Origin of the sequence: Caballeronia sp. ATUFL_M2_KS44 (assembly GCF_023630965.1) — a bacterium.
GTDB lineage: Bacteria > Pseudomonadota > Gammaproteobacteria > Burkholderiales > Burkholderiaceae > Caballeronia > Caballeronia concitans.
On record NZ_JALQEA010000019.1, the window covers coordinates 1 to 19,667 of the forward strand.

The following is a 19,667-nucleotide window of genomic DNA, read 5'->3' on the forward strand; positions in this document are numbered from 1 at the left end:
TCGAGCCAGAAAAGCTGCTTTCTTTGGTTACTTTCTTTGCAGCAGCAAAGAAAGTGACCCCCGCCCCGGGGAGGGGCATGCTAATAGACCGACACGAAAAAAAGCAACCACAAAGCACACAACAAAAAAGCCCTTGGCGCGCTCAGCGCAAATTCAGTACACATTCCGCACAAGCATCCCCAAAATCGACCTGAACGGTAGCATGATGCATTGCATAATCGCGCCGCAGCGTGGCAACGACGCCTTGCAGGAACGAATCCCCCGGATGCCCCTGCGGCATAACCAGATGTACGGTCAACGCATTCTCCGTGGTAGAAAGCGCCCACACATGAAGATCGTGTACACCACGCACGCCCGGCAACGCCGATAAGTACCCCTGAATACGCGAAGTATCGATCCCCGGCGGAACGGCCGCCATCGCCAGCCGCATCGCATCGCGGCCAAGGCCCCACGTGCCGTAAAGAATGACGGCAACCACGACGATGCTCATCACCGGATCGATCCAGTTCCATCCCGTATAGAGAATCACGAGCCCGCTCACCGCCACCGCAGCGGAAATCGCGGCATCCGCGGCCATATGCAGGAACGCACCGCGCACGTTGAGATCCTCCTGGCCGCCGCGCATGAAAAGCCACGCCGAAAAGCCATTCACGACAAGACCCAGCAACGCGACGATGAACACGTCCAGCCCCGCCACCGGCGACGGATTGAACAAGCGCTGCACCGCTTCGAGCACGATCGCGCCGCACGCAAAAAGCAGCAGCGCAGCATTCGCGAGCGACGCGAGAATCGATGAACTCCCTAGCCCGAACGTATAGCGCGCATTCGGCCGGCGCGCGCCGAGCCACACCGCGGCCCACGCAAGCAAAAGTCCCAGCACGTCCGACAGGTTGTGGCCCGCATCCGCGAGCAACGCGGTCGAATGCGCCAGCACGCCATAAATAGCCTGCACCACCACGATCAACACGTTCAGCCCCACCGCCAACGCGAACGTGCGCCCTTGCCCCGCCTGCGGCGCATGATGATGGTGATGCCCGCCCGGCCCGTGACTATGGCCATCGTGCGAGTGCCCGGCATGATCGTCATGACCGGCGTGATCGTGCGCATGGGAATGATCGTGATGCGAATGCGTGCTCATCAGCTTGAATTCTCGGTTCAGTCGGTTGATTCGATATCGGTGGCGTCCGGCTGCGGCTCCGCGACGTGCTCCAGCAGTTCGCCCAGCATCGCGCTGATATGACGGTCGGCCGCAACGTAAAAGACCTGCTTGCCCTGCCGCTCCGCCCGCACGATTCGCGCCGCGCGCAACAGCCGCAAATGGTGGCTCACGAGCGATCCCGACAACCCCAGCAACTCCGCGATGGCGCCGACCGCGCGCCGCCCTTCGACACACGCCAGCACGATGCGCAGCCGCGTCGGGTCGCCAAGCAATCGGAACAGGTCCGCGAGCGGCACCACGCGGTCGTCGGAAGTCGCGGAATCGGGAAGTGAGAAAGCCACTGGATATCATCAACATGTGAATAGGTGTTCATATATTAATTAGCGTGGCGGCAACGTGTCAACGATAGATTCGGAAAGCGCGCGGCCAGTATGGGAAAATGCGTGGTTTGCAACATTTCTCCGTCATGGATACCGTATTCGCCCGCGGCTTCGCGGCCCATCGTGACGGCCGCCTGACCGATGCGGAACGCGACTATCAAGCCGCGCTCGCCGCCGAACCCGCCCACGTCGAAGCGCTGCACTATCTCGGCGTGCTGCGTCATCAGCAGGGCCAGCACGAGGAAGCGGCGGAACTCGTCGGCCGCGCCGTCGACCTGCGCCCCACCGACGCCGCCCTCCAACTGAATCTCGGCAACGCGCTGAAGGCGCTCGGCCGCATAGACGACGCCATCGCGTGCTTCCGCAACGCGCTCACGCTCGCGCCGGGCTTCGCGCTCGCGCAGTACAACCTCGGCAACGCGTACACGGTTATCGGCCGTCACGAAGACGCCGCCGATGCCTTCGAGAAAGCGCTGCGCGCCCAGCCCAACGATGCCGCCGCCTGGAACAACTTCGGCAACGCGCTCGCGGCGCTGTCGCGTCACGATGACGCCGCCCGCGCCTTTCGCCGCGCGCTCGCGCTCAAGCCGCGTCACGCCGGCGCGCACAACAATCTGGGCATGGCGCTGAACGCGCTCGGCGATCCGACCGGCGCGATCTCGCACTTCCGCGCCGCCATCGACGCCGAGCCGAACTACGTCGCCGCGCACTTCAATCTCGGCAATCTGCTCGATACACGCGCGCACGCCGAGGAAGCGCTGCCGCTCTTTCGCAAGGTCGTGAGCCTGCAGCCGCGTTTCGCGCCGGGGCATTTCGGACTCGGCCATGCGCTCGCGAAGCTCAATCGCCATGAGGAAGCCGTGCTGTCGTACGAACGCGCGGTCGGGCTCGATCCGAAATACGGCGTGGCGTGGCTGTGTCTCGGCAATTCGCATCTGGCGCTCGCCGCGCACGCCGCCGCCATCCGCGCTTTCGACGAAGCCCTGCGCCTCGATCCGGACATGCCCGCCGCGCATCTGAACCGCGGTCTCGCGCTGCTCGCGACCGGCGATTACGAGCGCGGCCTCCCCGCCTACGAATGGCGTCTGCGCACGCCCGGAAGCGAATCCGCGCCGGCGCTTGCCCGCTGGACGGGCGAGCCGTTGCCGGGCCGCACGCTGCGTGTGCGCGCGGAGCAAGGTTTCGGCGACACGCTCCAGTTCGTCCGCTTCGCGGCGTTCGCGGCGAAACGCGTCGGCAAGCTCGTGCTCGAAGTGCAGCCGGCGCTCGTGCCGCTGCTGACGCCGGCGGCGAGCGCGGCGCGCATCGAACTGAAAAGCCGCACCGACGAACCCGCCGCCCGCGCCGACGCCTTTTGTCCGCTGCTGAGCCTGCCGCTCGCGCTCGGCATGACGTCGATCGAGACGATTCCCGCGCGCGCGCCGTATATCGTCGTGCCCGCCGACTACCGCCGCAAATGGCGCGGCTCGCTCGGCGGCCAGCACAAGCGCAAGATCGGCATTACGTGGTCGGGGCGGCTGCAGCCGGGCGAGACGCGCTCCGCGCCGCTCGGCGCGCTCGCGCCGCTCTTCGCGCTGGAAGGCATCGACTGGATCGTGCTGCAGCCGTTTCTCACCGAGGACGAACGCGCGACGCTCGTCGCCCAGCCGCGCGCGCAGTCCATTCATCGTCTGGAAGGACGCCTCGATAATTTCGCCGATACGGGCGCGATCGTCGATCGGCTCGATGCCGTCGTCTCGGTCGATACGTCCGTCGCGCATCTGGCGGGCGCGCTCAACAAACCGGTGTGGGTGATGCTGCCCTTCGCGGCCGACTGGCGCTGGGGCATGAGCGACGGCGGCGGCGACAAAACCGCGTGGTATCCGAGCGCGCGGCTCGTGCGGCAACGCGCGCCGGGCGACTGGGACGGCGTCGTGACCGAAGTCGCCGCCGCGTTGAGAAACTGAACGCAGCAACTAAAAAGCCCCTCGCTCCAACTGGCGCGAGGGGCTTTTCGCATCCGCATTCATTCGATGCGGCTGCTCACTGTTCGCTCAAGCGGTCTTGTACTGATTCCGCGCTTCCGGCGAACGATACAGCACGAGCGTCGCGATCAGGCCGCACACGGCGGCGAGGCCCATCCACAGGCCCGGCGCAGCCTTGTTGCCGGTTTCGTGGATCAGGAACGTCGAGATGGCGGGCGTGAAGCCGCCGATGGTCGTCGCGAGGCTGTAGGCCATCGAGAAGCCGGTGGTGCGGACATCGGCCGGCATGACCTCCGTGAGCGCCACGACCATCGCGCCGTTATAGCTGCCGTACAGGAACGAGAGCCACAGTTCCACCATCAGGAGACGCAAGAACGACGGATCCGCGACGAGCCACTGCACCGCCGGATACGACGTGACGATGGTCAGAATGGTGAAGAACAGCAGCACCGGACGGCGGCCGACGCGGTCCGACACGGCGCCCATCACCGGCAGCCAGACCAGATTCGAGAGGCCGACGCACACGGTCACCACGAGCGCATCGATGGCGCTGAGCTTCAGCACTTCCTTGCCGAAGGTCGGCGTGTAGGCGGTGATCATGTAGAACGACACGGTCGTCATGATGACCATGCCCATGCCCGCGATCACGACGCCCCAGTTCTGCGCGATGGAGCGCGCGATCTCGCCCATGCTCGGACGATGCTTCCTCGCGAGGAATTCATCGGTCTCGCGCAGCGAACGGCGCACGATGAAGAGGAACGGCACGATCAGGCAGCCGATCAGGAACGGCACGCGCCAGCCCCACGCGGTCATCTGGTCGGCGGGCAGGAGGCGGTTCATCATCACGCCGATGAGCGCGGCGAACACCACCGCCACCTGCTGGCTGCCGGATTGCCACGAGCAATAAAAGCCCTTGTTGCCCTTGGTCGCGATCTCGGACAGATACACCGAGACGCCGCCCAGTTCCACGCCGGCCGAGAAGCCCTGCAGCAGGCGCCCCGACAGCACGATGATCGGCGCGAGCGCACCGATGGTCGCGTAGCCCGGCACGAGCGCGACGAGCGCGGTGCCGGCCGCCATCAGCGCGAGCGTGAGGATGAGGCCCTTGCGCCGGCCATGATGGTCGATGTACGCGCCGAGCACGATCGCGCCGACCGGGCGCATCAGGAAGCCCGCGCCGAACACGGACAGCGCGAGCATGAGCGAGGCGAAATCGCTGTTGCTCGGGAAATAGGTCTTGGCGATCGCCGAAGTGTAATAGCCGTAGACCATGAAGTCGTACATCTCAAGAAAGTTTCCGCTGACGACGCGAAATACCGTCTTGGCCTTGGATTCGTTGGCAGGTGCTACGTGGGTCGTTGACATGGGACTTTCTCGAAGCTGGCTGAGGCGTTGGCGCGGTACGGGACAAAAGGCCGCGCCGACACCGCTTTCTAGGGGTTAACCCTTTACATTTTGTTGTAAGTGTGGGTTATGTGGAATCTTACCGCTTCGGCGTGCTTCGTTGCACGGAACTTCGGCTAAATCCAGCTATTTATCATTAACTTTAGCTTACTTATTTCTAACTTTTTGCCTACGAAAATAGCGCGGTGATGACGTCGCTGCGGGCGAGGATGTCGCGAGAGAAACGTGAGCGCAGCCATGCGCAGCACAGCAGTCGCGTTTCGTCAATCAGTCATCCTATAAAATTCTGTGTTTCGGAGAAATCTGGTCGCAGGGCGCTCGGGCGTTCCGTATCATCGCGGGTCAACTTTGGTTTCGCCGCGCGAGGCCTCGGCGCGCCGCCACGCCTCGTAACGCGGTCCGAGGCGCGGCGCACGTCTCGCGCCCCGACCCATGCATCTGGAATCTTCATGACCGAACCCCTGATCGCCATCGAAGGCAACCTGCGCCTGCCGCCGCTTCGCGCACTCGCCAATCCGTCGCTGACGTTCGGTCGGGAATGGTCGCCCGCGCGCACGCGCCCCGTTCGCTCGCACTCCGAAGTCCCCATCACGGCGGCGCGCTTCGAAACCGCTTACGTCGAACCGTTGAGTCATCGTGACGGCGACTCGCCGTATCGCGCGGCGAACATCTGGGGCGTGTTTGCTCATGGCCCGTCGCGCCAGAAGCCGATCCAGCCGACGCAGGCCGAAGAGGTATCCGCGAAACCGGCTGCGCACGATGGCGACAGAAAGGAACCGCGACTGGGACCCGTCCCGATTCAGCTCGGCGTCAAGGCGCCGGCCACGGCTTCGGCTGCGACCGCCGCCGCGCAAGGGCGCTACGGTTTCCTGCACAAGCCGGTGAAGGGCGCCATCGCGCTCGCGTGCGCCGCGCTCATTGCATGGCTCCTGTTCGGCCATGAGCAGCGTCCGACGAACGATGAACCCGCCACCGTCGTCGCGGCAACGAATGCCAATGCAAATGCCGATGCGAAGCCCGTGGCGGCATCGCAAGTGATGCCGTCGGCGGTTCAGCCGGCATCGCAGGTCGTGACAGGCGACGCTATCGGTCCCGGACAAGCCAGAAGTACCGCAAACGTGGCGACCGCACAGCCGGCGGCCGTCGTCGCGCAAAACACCGAGCCGCAAGCCAGCGCCAGCAGCGTGACCATCCATCGCGCGACGCTGACCAAACCCACGCCAGTATCGGTTCACGCGAGCGCGAAGCCGCGCGAGCTTCGCACGCGAGGCGCGAGCATCGAGCGTCAGGCGCAAGCCGTGTCGCCGGCGGTTCGTGCGCCGGCACGCAGCCAGACGCGCATCGCGGCATCGAAGCTGCCGGAGAAACGCGGATCGCATGTGGTCGCCGCTCGAAGCGCGCACCGGAGCACCGTCGAGAGAGACTACATCGTCGCCGATACCCCCGCCTGGAAGGCCGAGCCCGCACGCCGCAGCTATCGCGCGTATCGCGGATATCGCGAGCAGGTCGCACAGGAGCACGCGGTGCCGCGCCGGCAGCCGTCCGGTCCGATGAACGTCGAGGCGCTCTACGCGATCCTCCAGCACAACCCGGCGCTCGACAACAACGCCAGGCGACACGCGGACGATGCCATCGCGAACTAGAATCGTGGCCACCCGCGCCGCCCGTTCAACCTTTTCGGCATGACGCCAACATGAAGCACTCACGTCTTATCCGTTTCGCGACGTTCGCCGTCGCTCTGTCGCTTCTCGCGGGGTTCGCGAACGCGTTCGCCGCGCCCGCCGCGAAGGGCGCGCAGGCTGCATCGCAGGCGCCGTCGCCGGACGACCTGTCGAACGCCGATGCCGCCTCGTCCGTCGCCGGCAATCTCGCCGAGTTGCAGGACATGATTCAGGCGGGAAGCGTGACCGAGCTTCGGTCGACGCGCAACGCCAGCTACGGCGCGAAGCTCTATTTCCTGCCGCAGGAAATGCTCTACTACGTCGCGCTTCAGCAGGAAACGCGCTTGTGGCGCGTGGTGAAGACGCAGGACCAGGGGCGCGCCGAATCGGTCTATTCGCAGTTCGCGCGCAAGACCTACGAACTCGCGGACGGCGAAATCCGCCGCACGCAACTGCAGGCGCAGACGGCGCTGCTCGAACGCGTGATCGCGGTATCGTCGAACCGGGCGAGCCGCCTGTCCGCGGACCTCGCGCTCGCGCAGCAGCAGGACAGCCAGGTGTCGGAACGGCAGCAGAAGCTGCAGGCGGAATCGGTCGCGCTGCAGGGCGACAAGCTCGAAGCCGAACGCAAGCTGCGCGCATTGCAGATGCAGGTCGATCAGCTTCAGCGCGCAACGGAAGCCGGACTCACGCCGGTGATGGCGACGCCATCGCGCTGAGCGTCACCTGATCCATAAACCGCAAGCACGAAAGCACAAGGCCCGCCAGAAAGCGGGCCTTGTGCGTTTCAGAGGCGTAAAACCGGGCGCGCGCCTAGAACCGCGTTTCGCGCGCGACGCGCAGGAACGTGTCGAGCAGCGGCGTGCAATCGAGCAGTTCGTTGCCGCCCGCGCGATGAAACTCCGGGTGCCACTGCACGCCGACCACGAACGGCGCCTTGCGATACCGCACCGCCTCGATGATCCCGTCCGCCGACGACACCGCCTCGATGTTCAGATCGCGTCCGAGCGTCTTCACGGCCTGATGGTGGATCGAATTGACGATCGCCTCGCGCTGATGCGGGAACATGTTGACGAGCGACGAGCCGTCCGGAAAGCGGATCGAATGCCGATGCTGGTCGTAGTGCTCGTTGACGTGGATGCCGGCGGTCGGCACATCGGTGGCGATATCGCCGTAGAGCGTGCCGCCGAACGCCACGTTGATGAGCTGGCAGCCGCGGCAGACGCCCAGCACCGGCTTGCCCGACTCGACGAACTCATGCAGCAGTTCCAGCTCGTACATGTCGCGCACGCGGTCGCCGGGCCATTCGGGACGCGTCGTCGCTTCCTCGTACGACTGCGGCGACACGTCCGCGCCGCCTTGCAGCAGAAGACCATCGAGATGCTTCGCGTAATCGCGCAGCCGGATATTGCTCGGATGCAGCATCCCTTGATGACCGACCGTCGGAATCATGAAGACGAGCACGTCGCGCGACATGACCCAGTGCGCGATCGATTCTTCCAGATACTGCAGCGTCTTGCCGCGCAATCCGCGCGCGCCCGGCTCCGGATGAAAGATGCGCGCCGACACGCCGATGCGCAGCGTCCTTTGCGTGATGCGCTGCCCTGCCCGGTCGAAAATCTGCCGCGCGCGCGCCGCGATAATGCGCCCGAACACCGACCACGCCGAATCCGTCTGCTTGAGATAAGCGGGCGGCGCGGTGGCGTCCGTGGTCTGCTGCGGCGGATTGAGCTTGCTGAAGTCCGGCGCGGCGCCGAATTCGGACGGCAGAACCTGCGCCTTCACCGTGCTTTCGACATCCGCGGCGGCCGACGCTTCCGCTTCGGTCGCGGTTTCGAGGTTTTGCGCGAGGCTGGCTTTTGCGTCGACGGGATCGACGCGCGCCGGCTGCTTCGCACGCACGGCGGCCTCTTGAGCGGCCGTCGCGCTGGCGGCGTTGGCGCGGGCGTCGCGCGCGGACTGCTGCGCTTCTTCGCGCCGCGCGGCGGTGGTATCGACAGGCTCGACAGCCGATGCGCTCGCAGGCGAATCCGTCGATGCCCGCTGCGTGGCGCTTGCCGTGCTCGCCGTGGCCGACGACGCGCCTTCGCGCGAGCCGCCGGCGCCGGAAGCATCCGCGCCGCCTCGCCGTGTCTCGGCGCTGCGGCTGATCGGGCTGTTTGGGTTTTCTGCGGTGTTGCCTGAGTCGTTGGACGTATTGTTTTCGCTCATCCCGATGTCAGGCGCGCGCGGCGCCACGTGAAGTAATGGACAGTTTTTGATTATCCGCCCATCGAACGCGGCGACGCAAACCAGCACACATTTGCTCACATCTATCGCGACGATCGCGACGCGAACGGCCGCGCATCAGTGCTCGCGCGTTTCCTCCAGCGTCTCGCGCAATGCGATCTGCATCGTCGCGTGGATCTTCACGCACCAGCGCCAAAGCACGGTCAGCAAAAGCGCCGCGCACAGCAAAACGCCGACCATCAGGCCGAACGGCGGAAGAATGCCGCCCGACAGCGCCGCGACGAGCAGGAAAACGCCGAACATCGCGACGATCGGAATCAGGCCGGAAATGGCAGTGCGGATGGCGCGCGTGAAGCGGCCGGCCTTCGCGGGATCCACGCTCACTTCCGCGAGCAGCAGCGCGAGCGATTCCAGCTTGCGATACACCGCCACCAGAAACGGCAGCGCGACGACGAGCGCCGCGCCCCACAGCACGGCGCGCTGCGCGTTGTCGGTATCGAGCCAGCGCGACAGATACTGCGACGCGAACGGCGCCGAATACGACGCGCCGAGGAAGATCGCCGCGACGAGCGCCAGATTCACCGCGATCTGCACCACGATGCGGCGCGTCATGGAAAAGAGCGTCGCGCCGCCGGATGCCGCGGGCGTCAGGCTCGCGAGCCATTGCGAATAGAGCCCGAAGGTGTTCGCGAGCGGCGCGGGCATGGCGCGGGCGAGGCGCATGGTGAGCGGATCGGCGGCGCGGATCAGATACGGCGTGAAGAGCGTCGTGAGCGCGGACACGGCCACGGCGATCGGATAGAGAAAGCTGCTCGTCACTTTCAGCGACAACCCGAGCGACGCGATGATGAACGAGAACTCGCCGATCTGCGAGACGCTCATGCCGACGCGCATCGACGTGCGGCCGTCCTGGCCCGCGAGAAACGCGCCGAGTCCGCACGACACGATCTTGCCGAGCACGACCGCAACCGTGATGACGGCGATAGGCCCCGCGTAATCGACGAGCACGGTCGGATTCAGCAGCAACCCGATCGTCACGAAGAAAATCGCGGAAAACATGTCGCGCACCGGCGCGATCAGATGCTCGATGCGCGCGAGATGCTTCGATTCCGCCATGATCGCGCCGATCAGGAACGCGCCGAGCGCGATCGAGTAATCGAGCTTCACGACGAGCAGGCAAAAGCCGAAGCAGAAGCCGAGCACGGTGACGAGCAGCATCTCGTCGCTCTTCGCCTTCGCGACGTAATTGAGCGCGCGCGGCACCGTCAGAATGCCGACGACGAGCGACACCGTCATGAAGAGCAGCAGCTTGCCGAGCGTGACGACCGCGACGCCCGCGCTCACCGAACCCGTCTGCGCGATGCCGGAGAGCAGCACGAGCATCGCGATGGCGAGAATGTCCTCGACGATCAGAATGCCGAACACGATCTGCGCGAAGTGCTCGCCCTTCATGCCGAGTTCGGAGAGCGCCTTCACGATGATCGTGGTCGACGAGATCGCGAGCATCGCGCCGAGAAAGAGCGAGTCCATCGAGTTCCAGCCGAACCATCGCCCGATCTCGTAGCCGACCCAGATCATCAGCACGATTTCCGAGAGCGCGGCGACGAAAGCCGTCGCGCCGACCTTGAAGAGCTTGCGCAGACTGAATTCGAGCCCGAGCGAGAACATCAGGAAAACGACGCCCAGTTCGCCCAGCGTCTGGATGGTCGCTTCGTCGTGAATGAGATTGAACGGCGGCGTGTATGGCCCGATGATCACGCCCGCGGCGATATAACCCAGCACGACCGGTTGCCGCAGACGATGAAACAGCACCGTCACGACGCCCGCGATGGCCATGATCACAGCGAGATCCTGAATGAAGCCGATCGCGTGGTGCATCAAACGATTCCTTACAAAAAAATAACCGGAATTCGATGTTACCGCACGGAGGGCGCAATGCTGCGCTCAGGCAAAAAAATCGGGCGCGACGCGCCGCATCGCGCTGGTGCACGCGCGCTTTCGAAGGACGAAGAAAAAAGGCCCGCGCGAACGGCGGGCCGGATGGGCGATGAAGAAACGCGCGGCGCTCAGACCGCCGCTTCGTTTTCCTCGCCGGTGCGAATGCGGATGACGCGCTCGACATCGGCGACGAAGATCTTGCCGTCGCCGATCTTGCCGGTGCGCGCCGCGCCGATGATCGCGTCGATGACCTGATCGGTTTGATCGTTCGCGACGACGACTTCGATCTTCACCTTCGGCAGGAAGTCGACGACATACTCCGCACCACGATAAAGCTCGGTATGCCCTTTCTGGCGGCCGAAGCCCTTCACTTCCGTGACCGTGAGCCCCGTCAGACCGACTTCGGCGAGCGCTTCGCGGACTTCGTCGAGCTTGAACGGTTTGATGATGGCGGTGATGCGTTTCATGGCGTGCCTCGCTTCGGAGTCAAGAGTTCAGAAAAGTGGTCGTCACTCGCGTGACGGATGCTTATCGATTCTAGTCGCGTTTGATCGCGTCAGCGCTTCGCTTTAAGCGAAGATGATCGTCATTCGGTCTCGGGAATGCGCGCCAGATCGTCGAGCCACACGGTCGCCTGCGAATCGCTCGGTGCGCGCCAGTCGCCGCGCGGCGAAAGCGATCCGCCCGAGCCCACCTTCGGTGCATTCGGAATGCACGACCGCTTGAACTGGCTCGTGCGGAAGAAGCGGTCGAGAAAGATGCGCAGGTTCTTGCGGATATCCGCGAGCCCGTACTGATTGCGCGCGACGTTCGGATCTTCGGGCCAGTCGCCGGCATCGCGGTCGCGCCACGCGGCGTGCGCGAGGAACGCGACCTTCGACGGCGCGAAGCCGAAGCGGACCGTGTAGTACAAATTGAAGTCCTGAAGTTCGTACGGCCCGATGACGCTTTCCGTTTTCTGTTCGAGCGCCCCGCTTTGCTTGCCGGGAATGAGTTCCGGGCTGATGTCGGTGCTCAGCACGTTTTCGAGCACGTCGCTGCCGGCATCGCCGATTTCGCCGGACTCCGCGACCCAGCGCACCAGATGCGTGATGAGCGTCTTCGGCACGCTCGCGTTCACGTTGTAGTGCGACATGTGATCGCCGACTCCGTACGTGCACCATCCGAGCGCGAGTTCGCTCAGGTCGCCCGTGCCGATGACGATCGCGTTGTTCAGATTCGCGAGCCTGAAGAGATGGCTCGTGCGCTCGCCGGCCTGCACGTTCTCGTACGTGATGTCGTATTGCGCGTTCTCTTCGCTGTGCGGATGGCCGATGTCGGCCAGCATCTGCGTGCAGCTCGCGCGAATGTCGATCTCTTGCGCCGTGCAGCCGATGACCTGCATCAGCTCGCGCGCCTGACGCAGCGTGCGGTCGCTGGTGGCGAAGCCGGGCATCGTATAAGCGAGGATGTTCGAGCGCGGCAGGCCGAGACGGTCCATCGCCTTCGCGCACACGAGCAGTGCATGCGTGGAATCGAGCCCGCCCGATACGCCGATCACGACCTTCGATATTCCCGACGACCGCAGCCGCTGCAACAGCGCCTGAACCTGGATGTTGTAGACCTCGTTGCATCGCGCGTCGCGGCGCGTGCGATCGGCGGGGACGTACGGGAAGCGCGCGACGCGCCGTTCGAGCGGCAGCGCGTCTTCGGTCGGCGCGGACAGCGCGAACTCGACGACGCTGAACTTCGCGACTTCATCGGCGTGGCGCGCGGTGGATCGCCCGAAGGTGGTCTGCTTCATGCGCTCGCGCGAAAGCCGCTCGAGATCGACATCGGCGAAGATGATGTGCGACTCGCCCGCGAAGCGCTCGGACTCCGCGAGCATCTCGCCGTTCTCGTAGATGAGGCCCTGCCCGTCCCACGCGAGATCCGTGGTGGATTCGCCCTCGCCCGCCGACGTGTAGAGATACGCGGCCACGCATCGCGCGGACTGCTGCCCGACCAGTTGATGCCGATACGCCGACTTCCCCACGACGATATTCGACGCCGACAGATTCACGAGCACGGTCGCGCCCGCGAGCGCCGCGAACGACGACGGCGGAATCGGCACCCACACGTCCTCGCAGATTTCGACGTGGAAGCGGAACAGCGGCAGATCCTTGATCTGAAACAGCAGCGACGCGCCGAACGGCGCGTCCTGGCCGCAGAGCGAGAGCGTGCGCGCGGTGGCGGCATCGGCGGGGCTGAACTGACGCGCTTCGTAAAACTCGCCGTAATTCGGCAGATAACTCTTCGGCACGACGCCGCGAATCGCGCCATCGGCCACGACGACCGCGCAATTGAAGAGCTTGTGCTCCGCGCGCACCGGCAAGCCGACGATCATCGCGATCTTCACTTCCTTCGACGCCTCGACGATGCTTCGCAGCGCGTCCTCGCATGCATCGAGCAGCGCTCTTTGATGGAACAGGTCGTCGCAGGTATAAGCCGAAAGTCCGAGTTCCGGAAACGCGACGAGCACCGCACCGCGCGCGGCGGCCTGCTTCGCGAGCTTGATCGTCTCTTGTGCGTTGAATGCCGGGTCCGCCACCTTGCAGTTCGGAATGGCGACGGCAACGCGCGCGAAGTCGTGGCTGTAGAGGTTGAAGAAGTTTCTGCTCATGTTCATCTGTACCTGCGCGTGGTGTGTCGGACGAAAGCGACGAAGCGGCGTGTCCGATCGATTATCGCATGCGGTTCTAGCCCTTTTTTCTGAACGGCGTATGCGCTTCAAGCTCTTCGATGTGCTCGTTCATCGCGGTGGTTTCGGCATCGAGAAACTCGCTGATGGCCTCGGCGAAGCGCCGGTCCGCGATCCAGTGCGCGGACCACGTCGGCGTCGGCAAGAGACCGCGCGACATCTTGTGCACGCCCTGCGCGCCGCCTTCGAAACGCGCGAGTCGATGCTCGATGCAATATTCGATCCCCTGCATGTAGCAGGTCTCGAAGTGCAGCCCCGAGATGAACTCGCGCGTGCCCCAGTAGCGGCCATACATGGTGTCGCCGCCGATCATGTTGAGCGCGCACGCGAGCCGCTCGCCGTCCGCTTCGGCGATGACGAGCAGCATGCTCTCGGGCGCATCGGCGTGAATCTGGCCGAAGAATTCGCGCGACAGATACGGCGCGTTCCAGTGCTCGCGATACGTGTTGTCGTAACAGTCGTAGAAGAAGTCGAGCGCGCTCTGGTCGATCTCATGGCCGCGCAGCCACGTGTACGTCACGCCCGCTTCCGTCACGCGCCGCCGATCCTGCTTCACCTTCTTGCGCTTGTCGTGGCTCATCGTCGCGAGGAAGGCGTCGAAGCTCGCATAACCTTCGCCGGGAAGATTCTCCCAGTGGAACTGCACGCCTTCGCGCAGCATGTAGCCGGCGTCCGTGAGCGCGTCGATGTCCTGCGCGTGCGGAAACAGCACGTGCAGCGATGAAATGTCGAGCCGGCGCGTGAGTTCGATCGCACCGCGCGCGAGCAGCACGCGATCCTCGTGCTCGGCCGCGATGAGCCGCGGACCGGTGACCGGCGAGAACGGCACCGCCGACACCGCCTTCGGGTAATAGCGCAGGCCGTGGCGCTCGAAGGCATCGGCCCAGGCGTGATCGAATACATATTCGCCGCGCGAATGCGACTTGAGATAGAGCGGCATCGCGCCCGCGAAATCGCCGCCGCGCCGCAGAATCAGATGATGCGCGCGCCAGCCCGTGCGCTTGACCGCGCATTGCGTGTCCTGCAGCGCCGAAAGAAAGCCGTGCCGCACGAAAGGATTGTCGCCGGCGAGGCGATTCCAGTCGGCGGCCGGAATGTCGTCGAGCGAATCCACCACATGAATTTCGACTTCGCGATTCAACAGGCTACCTCGCTTTAAAACACGTCAAGAGACCGATGAGCGCGTCATGCGCGAAAGGGGCTATTCTCGCGCAAGTCGATAAAAGGCGTCGGGGCGGCCGGAGCGCGCGGGCATCGGCGATAATGCGCGGCAATTCCCCTCCATTTGCCGATACGACGCGATGCCGTGGTTCCTCTATCTGATCGAATGCGCTGACGGCAGTCTGTACACGGGCATCGCCACCGATGTCGATGCGCGCTTCGCCGCGCACGCCGCCGGCAAGGGCGCGCGTTACACGCGAGCGAGAAAGCCGCTGCGCGTGGCGGCGGCGTTCGAACTGGCGGGAAGATCGGAGGCGTTGCGCGCGGAATATCGCGTGAAGCGTTTGCCGGTGCAGCAAAAGCGCGCGTTGATCGCGGGAGAACGGACGCTCGAATCCGTGTTGCCGCAAATCGAAGAAGCATAAAAAAAGCCGCCGCGCTTCAATTGCGCGGCGGCGTTCGCATCGATGAGACGCGCTTACTTCTTGTAGTTCGCGACGCCGTCGGTGATTTCCTTGTGAGCGGCATCGATGCCCGCCCAGCCTTCCACCTTCACCCACTTGCCCTTTTCGAGCGCCTTGTATTGCTCGAAGAAGTGCTTGATCTGATCCTTCAGATACTCGGGCACGTCGTCGACGGACTTGATGTTCGCCGTCATCGGGCAGATCTTGTCGTGCGGCACGGCGATCAGCTTTGCGTCCACGCCCGATTCATCGGTCATCTGCAGCATGCCGAGCGCACGCGCGCGCACGACCGAGCCTGCGAGCAGCGGGAACGGCGTGATGACGAGCACGTCGACCGGATCGCCGTCGCCCGACAGCGTCTGCGGGATGAAGCCGTAGTTGGCCGGATAGCGCATGCCGGTGCCGATGAATCGATCGACGACGAGCAGGCCCATGTCCTTGTCCGCTTCGTATTTGACCGGATCGCTCTGTGCAGGAATTTCGATGATGACGTTGAAATCCTGCGGGAGATCCTTGCCGGGAGGTACGTTGTTGAAGCTCATGAGCGCTCTCTGAGAAGTTGAGTTCGGGATGCCGGATGGCGCATCTCGCGCGATGCGAGCCACGCGTGAAACGCCGGCGCGGCGAGGTGAAACACTTCAGGCATTATAGCCAAAGGAGCCTTACGGACCGGGCGCGCCGCCGCACCAAGCCTTTCACGCATGGCGCGATAATCGGTTCGTGAGCATCCTCGAAGACGAACGATCGCAAGGAGGCGTGCATGGAAGAAGGCAAGCATTTCATCGGCAACCGATGGACCGCGCCGTCGGTCCACGAAACCATCCCGGTCGTCGATCCATCGGACGGGCAAGTGTTCACGCAGATCGCACGCGGCACGAGCGCGGACATCGACCGCGCCGTGGGCGCCGCGCGCGCCGCCTTCGACGGCGCCTGGGGCGCGATGAGCGCCGCCGAGCGCGGGCGCATCCTCGCGCGGCTCTCGATGCTGATCGCCGCGTGCCACGAGGACATCGCGCAGATCGAGGCGCGCGACACCGGCAAGCCGATGACGCAGGCGCGCGCGGACGCGACGGGCATCGCGCGATATTTCGAGTTCTATGCGGGCGCCGCCGACAAGCTGCACGGCGAGACGCTGCCGTATCAGTCCGGCTTCACCGTGCTCACCATCCGCGAGCCGCACGGCGTCACCGGCCATATCGTGCCGTGGAATTATCCGCTGCAGATTTTCGGGCGCAGCGTCGGCGCGGCGCTGGCAGCGGGCAACGCGTGCGTCGTGAAGCCGGCCGAGGACGCGTGCCTTTCGCTGCTGCGCGTCGCGGAACTGGCCGCCGAAGCGGGCCTGCCGGAAGGCGCGCTGAACATCGTCACCGGTTACGGACACGAAGCGGGCGCGGCGCTCGCGCGCCATCCGGGCATCGATCATATTTCGTTCACCGGCTCGCCCGCGACGGGCGCGGCCGTCACGAAGATGGCCGCCGACAACCACGTGCCCGTCACGCTCGAACTGGGCGGCAAGTCCCCGCAAATCGTTTTCGCCGATGCCGATTTCGACGCCGCCCTGCCCGTGCTCGTCGCGGCCATCGTGCAGAACGCGGGACAGACGTGTTCGGCGGGCAGCCGCGTGCTGATCGAGCGTGCGGCTTACGAGCCGCTCATCGAGAGGCTGTCGGAGGCGTTCGCGGCGCTGAAGGTTGGCCCGAGCCAGCTCGATTTCGACTGCGGCCCGCTCATCAGCGCGAAGCAGCAGCAGCGCGTGTGGGACTATCTTTCCGATGCGCAGCACGACGGCATCGCGATGGCCGCGCACGGCGAAGTCGTCGCAGAAGCGCCGGAAGCAGGCTTCTATCAGTCGCCGACGCTCCTGCGCGATGTGCCGCGCACGCATCGGCTCGCGCGCGAGGAAGTCTTCGGGCCGGTGCTCGCCGCCATGCCTTTCGACGACGAAGCGGATGCGCTCAAGCTCGCCAACGACACGAACTACGGCCTCGTCGCGGGCATCTGGACACGCGACGGCGCGCGGCAGATGCGGCTTGCGCGGCGCGTGCGTTCGGGCCAGGTCTTCGTCAACAACTATGGCGCGGGCGGCGGCGTGGAATTGCCGTTCGGCGGCGTCAAGCATTCGGGACACGGTCGCGAGAAAGGCTTCGAGGCGCTGTACGGCTTCACGACGTTGAAAACCATCGCCATCAGACACGGATAAGGAGACAGCATGCGACTGCAAGGCAAGACGGTGATCGTGACGGGCGCGGGCTCGGGCTTCGGCGAGGGCATTGCGAAGACGTTTGCGCGCGAGGGCGCGAACGTGGTGGCCAACGATCTGAACGGCCCGGCGGCCGAGCGCGTGGCGAGCGAGATTGCGCTGGCGTCGTCGCCGGAAGCGAGCCATGGGCGCGCGATCGCCGTGGCGGGCGACGTCACGAAGCGCGACGACTGGCAGCGCCTTTTCGACGCGGCCATCGAAGACTTCGGCAGCGTGCAGGTCGTCGTCAACAATGCGGGCACGACGCACCGTAACAAGCCCGTGCTCGACGTGACCGAAGCCGAGTTCGACCGCGTCTATGCGGTGAACGTGAAGAGCATCTACTGGAGCGTCGAGCAGTTCGTGCCGTACTTCCGGCAGCAAGGCGGCGGCGCGTTCATCAACGTTGCATCGACGGCGGGCGTGCGGCCGCGTCCCGGCCTCGTCTGGTACAACGGCAGCAAGGCGGCGGTGATTATCGCGAGCAAGGCGCTGGCGGTGGAACTGGGCCCGGATCGCATCCGCGTGAACTGCATCAATCCGGTGATGGGCGAAACGGCTCTGCTTACCGAGTTCATGGGCATGGAAGACACGCCCGCGAATCGTCAGAAATTCCTCGCGACGATTCCGCTCGGCCGGCTCTCGACGCCGCAGGACATTGCGAACGCGGCGCTGTATCTCGCATCCGACGATGCGGAGTTCATCACGGGCGTCGCGCTCGAAGTGGATGGCGGACGCTGCGTCTGACAAAAGTCGCGGCGCGGGCGTGATTGGTGTTTTCCCCAGCAGAAACAGCCGCTTGGCGCGCAGCCGAGCGGCTAGAATCCTTACGCGAAGATAACGATGCCTGCATGGCACGACCGTAAGGAGACGAGATGTCCAGCACCGCCAATCCCATGCCCCGTCCCGGCGCGAGCGCGCCATCGAGCTTCGAGGAAGCGACGTATCGCAAGGTCGCGTGGCGGCTTTCGCCGCTGCTGCTCATTTGCTATGTGGTGGCGTATCTCGACCGCGTGAACGTCGGCTTTGCGAAGCTGCAGATGTCCACCGATCTCGGTCTTTCGGATGCCGTGTATGGCTTCGGCGCGGGCATATTCTTCTTCGGGTATTTCATCTTCGAGATACCGAGCAACGTCATTCTGCATAAGGTCGGCGCGCGCGTGTGGATTGCGCGGATCATGATTTCGTGGGGCATCATCTCGGCGCTCACGATGTTCGTCACCACGCCCACGATGTTCTACGTGATGCGCTTTCTGCTGGGCGTCGCGGAAGCGGGCTTCTTTCCGGGCATCATTCTTTATCTGACGTACTGGTATCCGGCGCAGCGGCGCGGGCGCATGACGACGCTTTTCATGACGGCCATCGCGTTGTCGGGATTGATTGGCGGGCCGGTATCGGGCTGGATCATGAAGACCTTCGATGGCGTGCATGACTGGCACGGCTGGCAATGGCTGTTGCTGCTGGAGGGCATTCCGTCGGTGATCGTGGGCATTGTCGTGTTGCTGATGATGGACGATCGCATTTCGAAGGCGAAGTGGCTCACGCAAGAAGAGCGCGATTTGCTCGAGCGGAACATCGCGGCGGATAACGTCGAGAAGGAAGATCCGCCGATCAGCCGCATTCTGTCGAGCCCGAAGGTGTGGCTGATGAGCCTCATTTATTTTTCGTTCGTGATGGGTCTGTATGGCGTGAGCTTCTGGCTGCCGACGATCATCAAGGCGACGGGCGTGACGGATGCGCTGACGATAGGGCTTCTATCGGCGATCCCTTATGGCGCGGCGGTCATCGGCATGTTGCTGGTGGCGCGCAGTGCGGACAGGCGCGGTGAGCGTCGGTGGCATATTGCCGTGCCGGCTTTTGTCGGGGCGATCGGGCTGGTGCTGTCGGTGGTGTGGGCTGGCAATACGCCGCTTGCGATGCTCGGACTGACGCTTGCCACGATGGGCATTCTCACTACGTTGCCGTTGTTCTGGAGCTTGCCGACGGCGTTTCTTGCGGGGACCGGCGCGGCGGCCGGTATCGCGATGATCAATTCGCTCGGCAATCTTGCCGGGTTTTTGAGTCCTTATCTCGTGGGGTGGCTTAAGCAAGTCACTGGTGCTAACTCGAGTGGGATGTATATGCTCGCCGGATTTCTTTTGCTTGGCGCCGTGTTGGTTCTTAGCGTGCCCGCACGTGTGGTTAATCGTTGATTTCTTTTCTCTCCCTTCGCGGGGTGAGCGTTCTTTTTTGTTCATCGGGGAGCTTGTTTTCGTGTCGGTCTATTGGCGTCGCCCCTCCCCGGGGCGGGGGTCACTTTCTTTGCTGCTGCAAAGAAAGTAACCAAAGAAAGCAGCTTTTCTGGCTCGA

The 19,667-nt window shown here is 64.4% G+C and carries 16 protein-coding genes; 7 read left to right on the forward strand and 9 right to left on the reverse strand.

Annotation, left to right across the window (positions count from 1 at the left end; all coding sequences use genetic code 11):
• Nucleotides 1-142: 142 nt before the first annotated feature.
• The gene (locus tag NCR39_RS10055; protein WP_250452056.1) at nucleotides 143-1,138 is read right to left on the reverse strand and encodes a cation diffusion facilitator family transporter; all 996 of its coding nucleotides are present in this window, start codon (nucleotides 1,136-1,138) and stop codon (nucleotides 143-145) included.
• Nucleotides 1,139-1,155: 17 nt separating this feature from the next.
• Nucleotides 1,156-1,500 (reverse strand): ArsR/SmtB family transcription factor, encoded by a 345-nt coding sequence (locus NCR39_RS10060; protein WP_250452057.1) that lies wholly within the window; start codon nucleotides 1,498-1,500, stop codon nucleotides 1,156-1,158.
• A gap of 125 nt (nucleotides 1,501-1,625) precedes the next feature.
• Between NCR39_RS10060 and NCR39_RS10065 the strand changes: the two genes are divergently transcribed.
• Complete coding sequence (locus tag NCR39_RS10065) at nucleotides 1,626-3,485, forward strand: tetratricopeptide repeat protein (protein WP_250452058.1); 1,860 nt, start codon at nucleotides 1,626-1,628, stop codon at nucleotides 3,483-3,485.
• Nucleotides 3,486-3,572: 87 nt separating this feature from the next.
• On the opposite strand, the gene NCR39_RS10070 is transcribed toward NCR39_RS10065, so the two are convergent.
• Complete coding sequence (locus NCR39_RS10070; RefSeq protein WP_250452059.1) at nucleotides 3,573-4,868, reverse strand: MFS transporter; 1,296 nt, start codon at nucleotides 4,866-4,868, stop codon at nucleotides 3,573-3,575.
• A gap of 488 nt (nucleotides 4,869-5,356) precedes the next feature.
• Here NCR39_RS10070 and NCR39_RS10075 point away from each other — a divergent pair, with 488 nt between their 5' ends.
• On the forward strand, nucleotides 5,357-6,550 hold the full coding sequence (locus NCR39_RS10075; protein ID WP_250452060.1) for a hypothetical protein: 1,194 nt from the start codon (nucleotides 5,357-5,359) through the stop codon (nucleotides 6,548-6,550).
• A 50-nt stretch (nucleotides 6,551-6,600) separates the two neighbouring features.
• Entirely contained in the window at nucleotides 6,601-7,287 is a 687-nt protein-coding gene (locus NCR39_RS10080; RefSeq protein WP_250452061.1) for a DUF2968 domain-containing protein, read from the forward strand.
• A gap of 94 nt (nucleotides 7,288-7,381) precedes the next feature.
• Here NCR39_RS10080 and NCR39_RS10085 read toward each other — a convergent pair whose 3' ends face one another.
• The 5 genes from NCR39_RS10085 to NCR39_RS10105 all read right to left on the reverse strand — a co-directional run bounded on the left by NCR39_RS10085 (nucleotide 7,382) and on the right by NCR39_RS10105 (nucleotide 14,595).
• Nucleotides 7,382-8,779, reverse strand: a complete 1,398-nt coding sequence (locus tag NCR39_RS10085; protein WP_250452062.1) for a gamma-glutamyl-gamma-aminobutyrate hydrolase family protein — start codon at nucleotides 8,777-8,779, stop codon at nucleotides 7,382-7,384.
• Nucleotides 8,780-8,914: 135 nt separating this feature from the next.
• Entirely contained in the window at nucleotides 8,915-10,675 is a 1,761-nt protein-coding gene (locus tag NCR39_RS10090; protein ID WP_250452063.1) for a cation:proton antiporter, read from the reverse strand.
• A 188-nt stretch (nucleotides 10,676-10,863) separates the two neighbouring features.
• On the reverse strand, nucleotides 10,864-11,202 hold the full coding sequence (gene glnK, locus NCR39_RS10095) for a P-II family nitrogen regulator (protein WP_008342452.1): 339 nt from the start codon (nucleotides 11,200-11,202) through the stop codon (nucleotides 10,864-10,866).
• Nucleotides 11,203-11,321: 119 nt separating this feature from the next.
• On the reverse strand, nucleotides 11,322-13,376 hold the full coding sequence (locus NCR39_RS10100; RefSeq protein ID WP_250452064.1) for an NAD(+) synthase: 2,055 nt from the start codon (nucleotides 13,374-13,376) through the stop codon (nucleotides 11,322-11,324).
• 76 nt (nucleotides 13,377-13,452) lie between these two features.
• Nucleotides 13,453-14,595 (reverse strand): GNAT family N-acetyltransferase, encoded by a 1,143-nt coding sequence (locus NCR39_RS10105; protein ID WP_250452065.1) that lies wholly within the window; start codon nucleotides 14,593-14,595, stop codon nucleotides 13,453-13,455.
• Between the two features lie 160 nt (nucleotides 14,596-14,755).
• Between NCR39_RS10105 and NCR39_RS10110 the strand changes: the two genes are divergently transcribed.
• Nucleotides 14,756-15,040, forward strand: a complete 285-nt coding sequence (locus NCR39_RS10110; RefSeq protein ID WP_250452066.1) for a GIY-YIG nuclease family protein — start codon at nucleotides 14,756-14,758, stop codon at nucleotides 15,038-15,040.
• A gap of 53 nt (nucleotides 15,041-15,093) precedes the next feature.
• Here NCR39_RS10110 and ppa read toward each other — a convergent pair whose 3' ends face one another.
• Nucleotides 15,094-15,621 (reverse strand): inorganic diphosphatase, encoded by a 528-nt coding sequence (gene ppa / locus NCR39_RS10115; RefSeq protein WP_250452067.1) that lies wholly within the window; start codon nucleotides 15,619-15,621, stop codon nucleotides 15,094-15,096.
• A 218-nt stretch (nucleotides 15,622-15,839) separates the two neighbouring features.
• Between ppa and NCR39_RS10120 the strand changes: the two genes are divergently transcribed.
• From NCR39_RS10120 to NCR39_RS10130, 3 genes are all read left to right on the forward strand, one after another.
• Nucleotides 15,840-17,279: an aldehyde dehydrogenase family protein gene (locus tag NCR39_RS10120; protein WP_250452068.1), complete on the forward strand. Its 1,440-nt coding sequence runs from the start codon at nucleotides 15,840-15,842 to the stop codon at nucleotides 17,277-17,279.
• Nucleotides 17,280-17,288: 9 nt separating this feature from the next.
• On the forward strand, nucleotides 17,289-18,065 hold the full coding sequence (locus tag NCR39_RS10125; RefSeq protein ID WP_250452069.1) for an SDR family oxidoreductase: 777 nt from the start codon (nucleotides 17,289-17,291) through the stop codon (nucleotides 18,063-18,065).
• A 128-nt stretch (nucleotides 18,066-18,193) separates the two neighbouring features.
• On the forward strand, nucleotides 18,194-19,510 hold the full coding sequence (locus NCR39_RS10130; RefSeq protein ID WP_250452070.1) for an MFS transporter: 1,317 nt from the start codon (nucleotides 18,194-18,196) through the stop codon (nucleotides 19,508-19,510).
• The last annotated feature ends 157 nt before the right edge of the window (nucleotides 19,511-19,667 follow it).

Coding starts and splice junctions, on each gene's coding strand:
- ppa (WP_250452067.1), bottom strand. CDS start 15,621: ATGAGCTTCAACAACGTACCTCCCGGCAAGGATCTCCCGCAGGATTTC.
- NCR39_RS10100 (WP_250452064.1), bottom strand. CDS start 13,376: ATGAGCAGAAACTTCTTCAACCTCTACAGCCACGACTTCGCGCGCGTT.
- glnK (WP_008342452.1), bottom strand. CDS start 11,202: ATGAAACGCATCACCGCCATCATCAAACCGTTCAAGCTCGACGAAGTC.
- NCR39_RS10080 (WP_250452061.1), top strand. CDS start 6,601: ATGAAGCACTCACGTCTTATCCGTTTCGCGACGTTCGCCGTCGCTCTG.
- NCR39_RS10075 (WP_250452060.1), top strand. CDS start 5,357: ATGACCGAACCCCTGATCGCCATCGAAGGCAACCTGCGCCTGCCGCCG.
- NCR39_RS10065 (WP_250452058.1), top strand. CDS start 1,626: ATGGATACCGTATTCGCCCGCGGCTTCGCGGCCCATCGTGACGGCCGC.
- NCR39_RS10125 (WP_250452069.1), top strand. CDS start 17,289: ATGCGACTGCAAGGCAAGACGGTGATCGTGACGGGCGCGGGCTCGGGC.
- NCR39_RS10120 (WP_250452068.1), top strand. CDS start 15,840: ATGGAAGAAGGCAAGCATTTCATCGGCAACCGATGGACCGCGCCGTCG.
- NCR39_RS10110 (WP_250452066.1), top strand. CDS start 14,756: ATGCCGTGGTTCCTCTATCTGATCGAATGCGCTGACGGCAGTCTGTAC.
- NCR39_RS10055 (WP_250452056.1), bottom strand. CDS start 1,138: ATGAGCACGCATTCGCATCACGATCATTCCCATGCGCACGATCACGCC.
- NCR39_RS10130 (WP_250452070.1), top strand. CDS start 18,194: ATGTCCAGCACCGCCAATCCCATGCCCCGTCCCGGCGCGAGCGCGCCA.
- NCR39_RS10090 (WP_250452063.1), bottom strand. CDS start 10,675: ATGCACCACGCGATCGGCTTCATTCAGGATCTCGCTGTGATCATGGCC.
- NCR39_RS10085 (WP_250452062.1), bottom strand. CDS start 8,779: ATGAGCGAAAACAATACGTCCAACGACTCAGGCAACACCGCAGAAAAC.
- NCR39_RS10070 (WP_250452059.1), bottom strand. CDS start 4,868: ATGTCAACGACCCACGTAGCACCTGCCAACGAATCCAAGGCCAAGACG.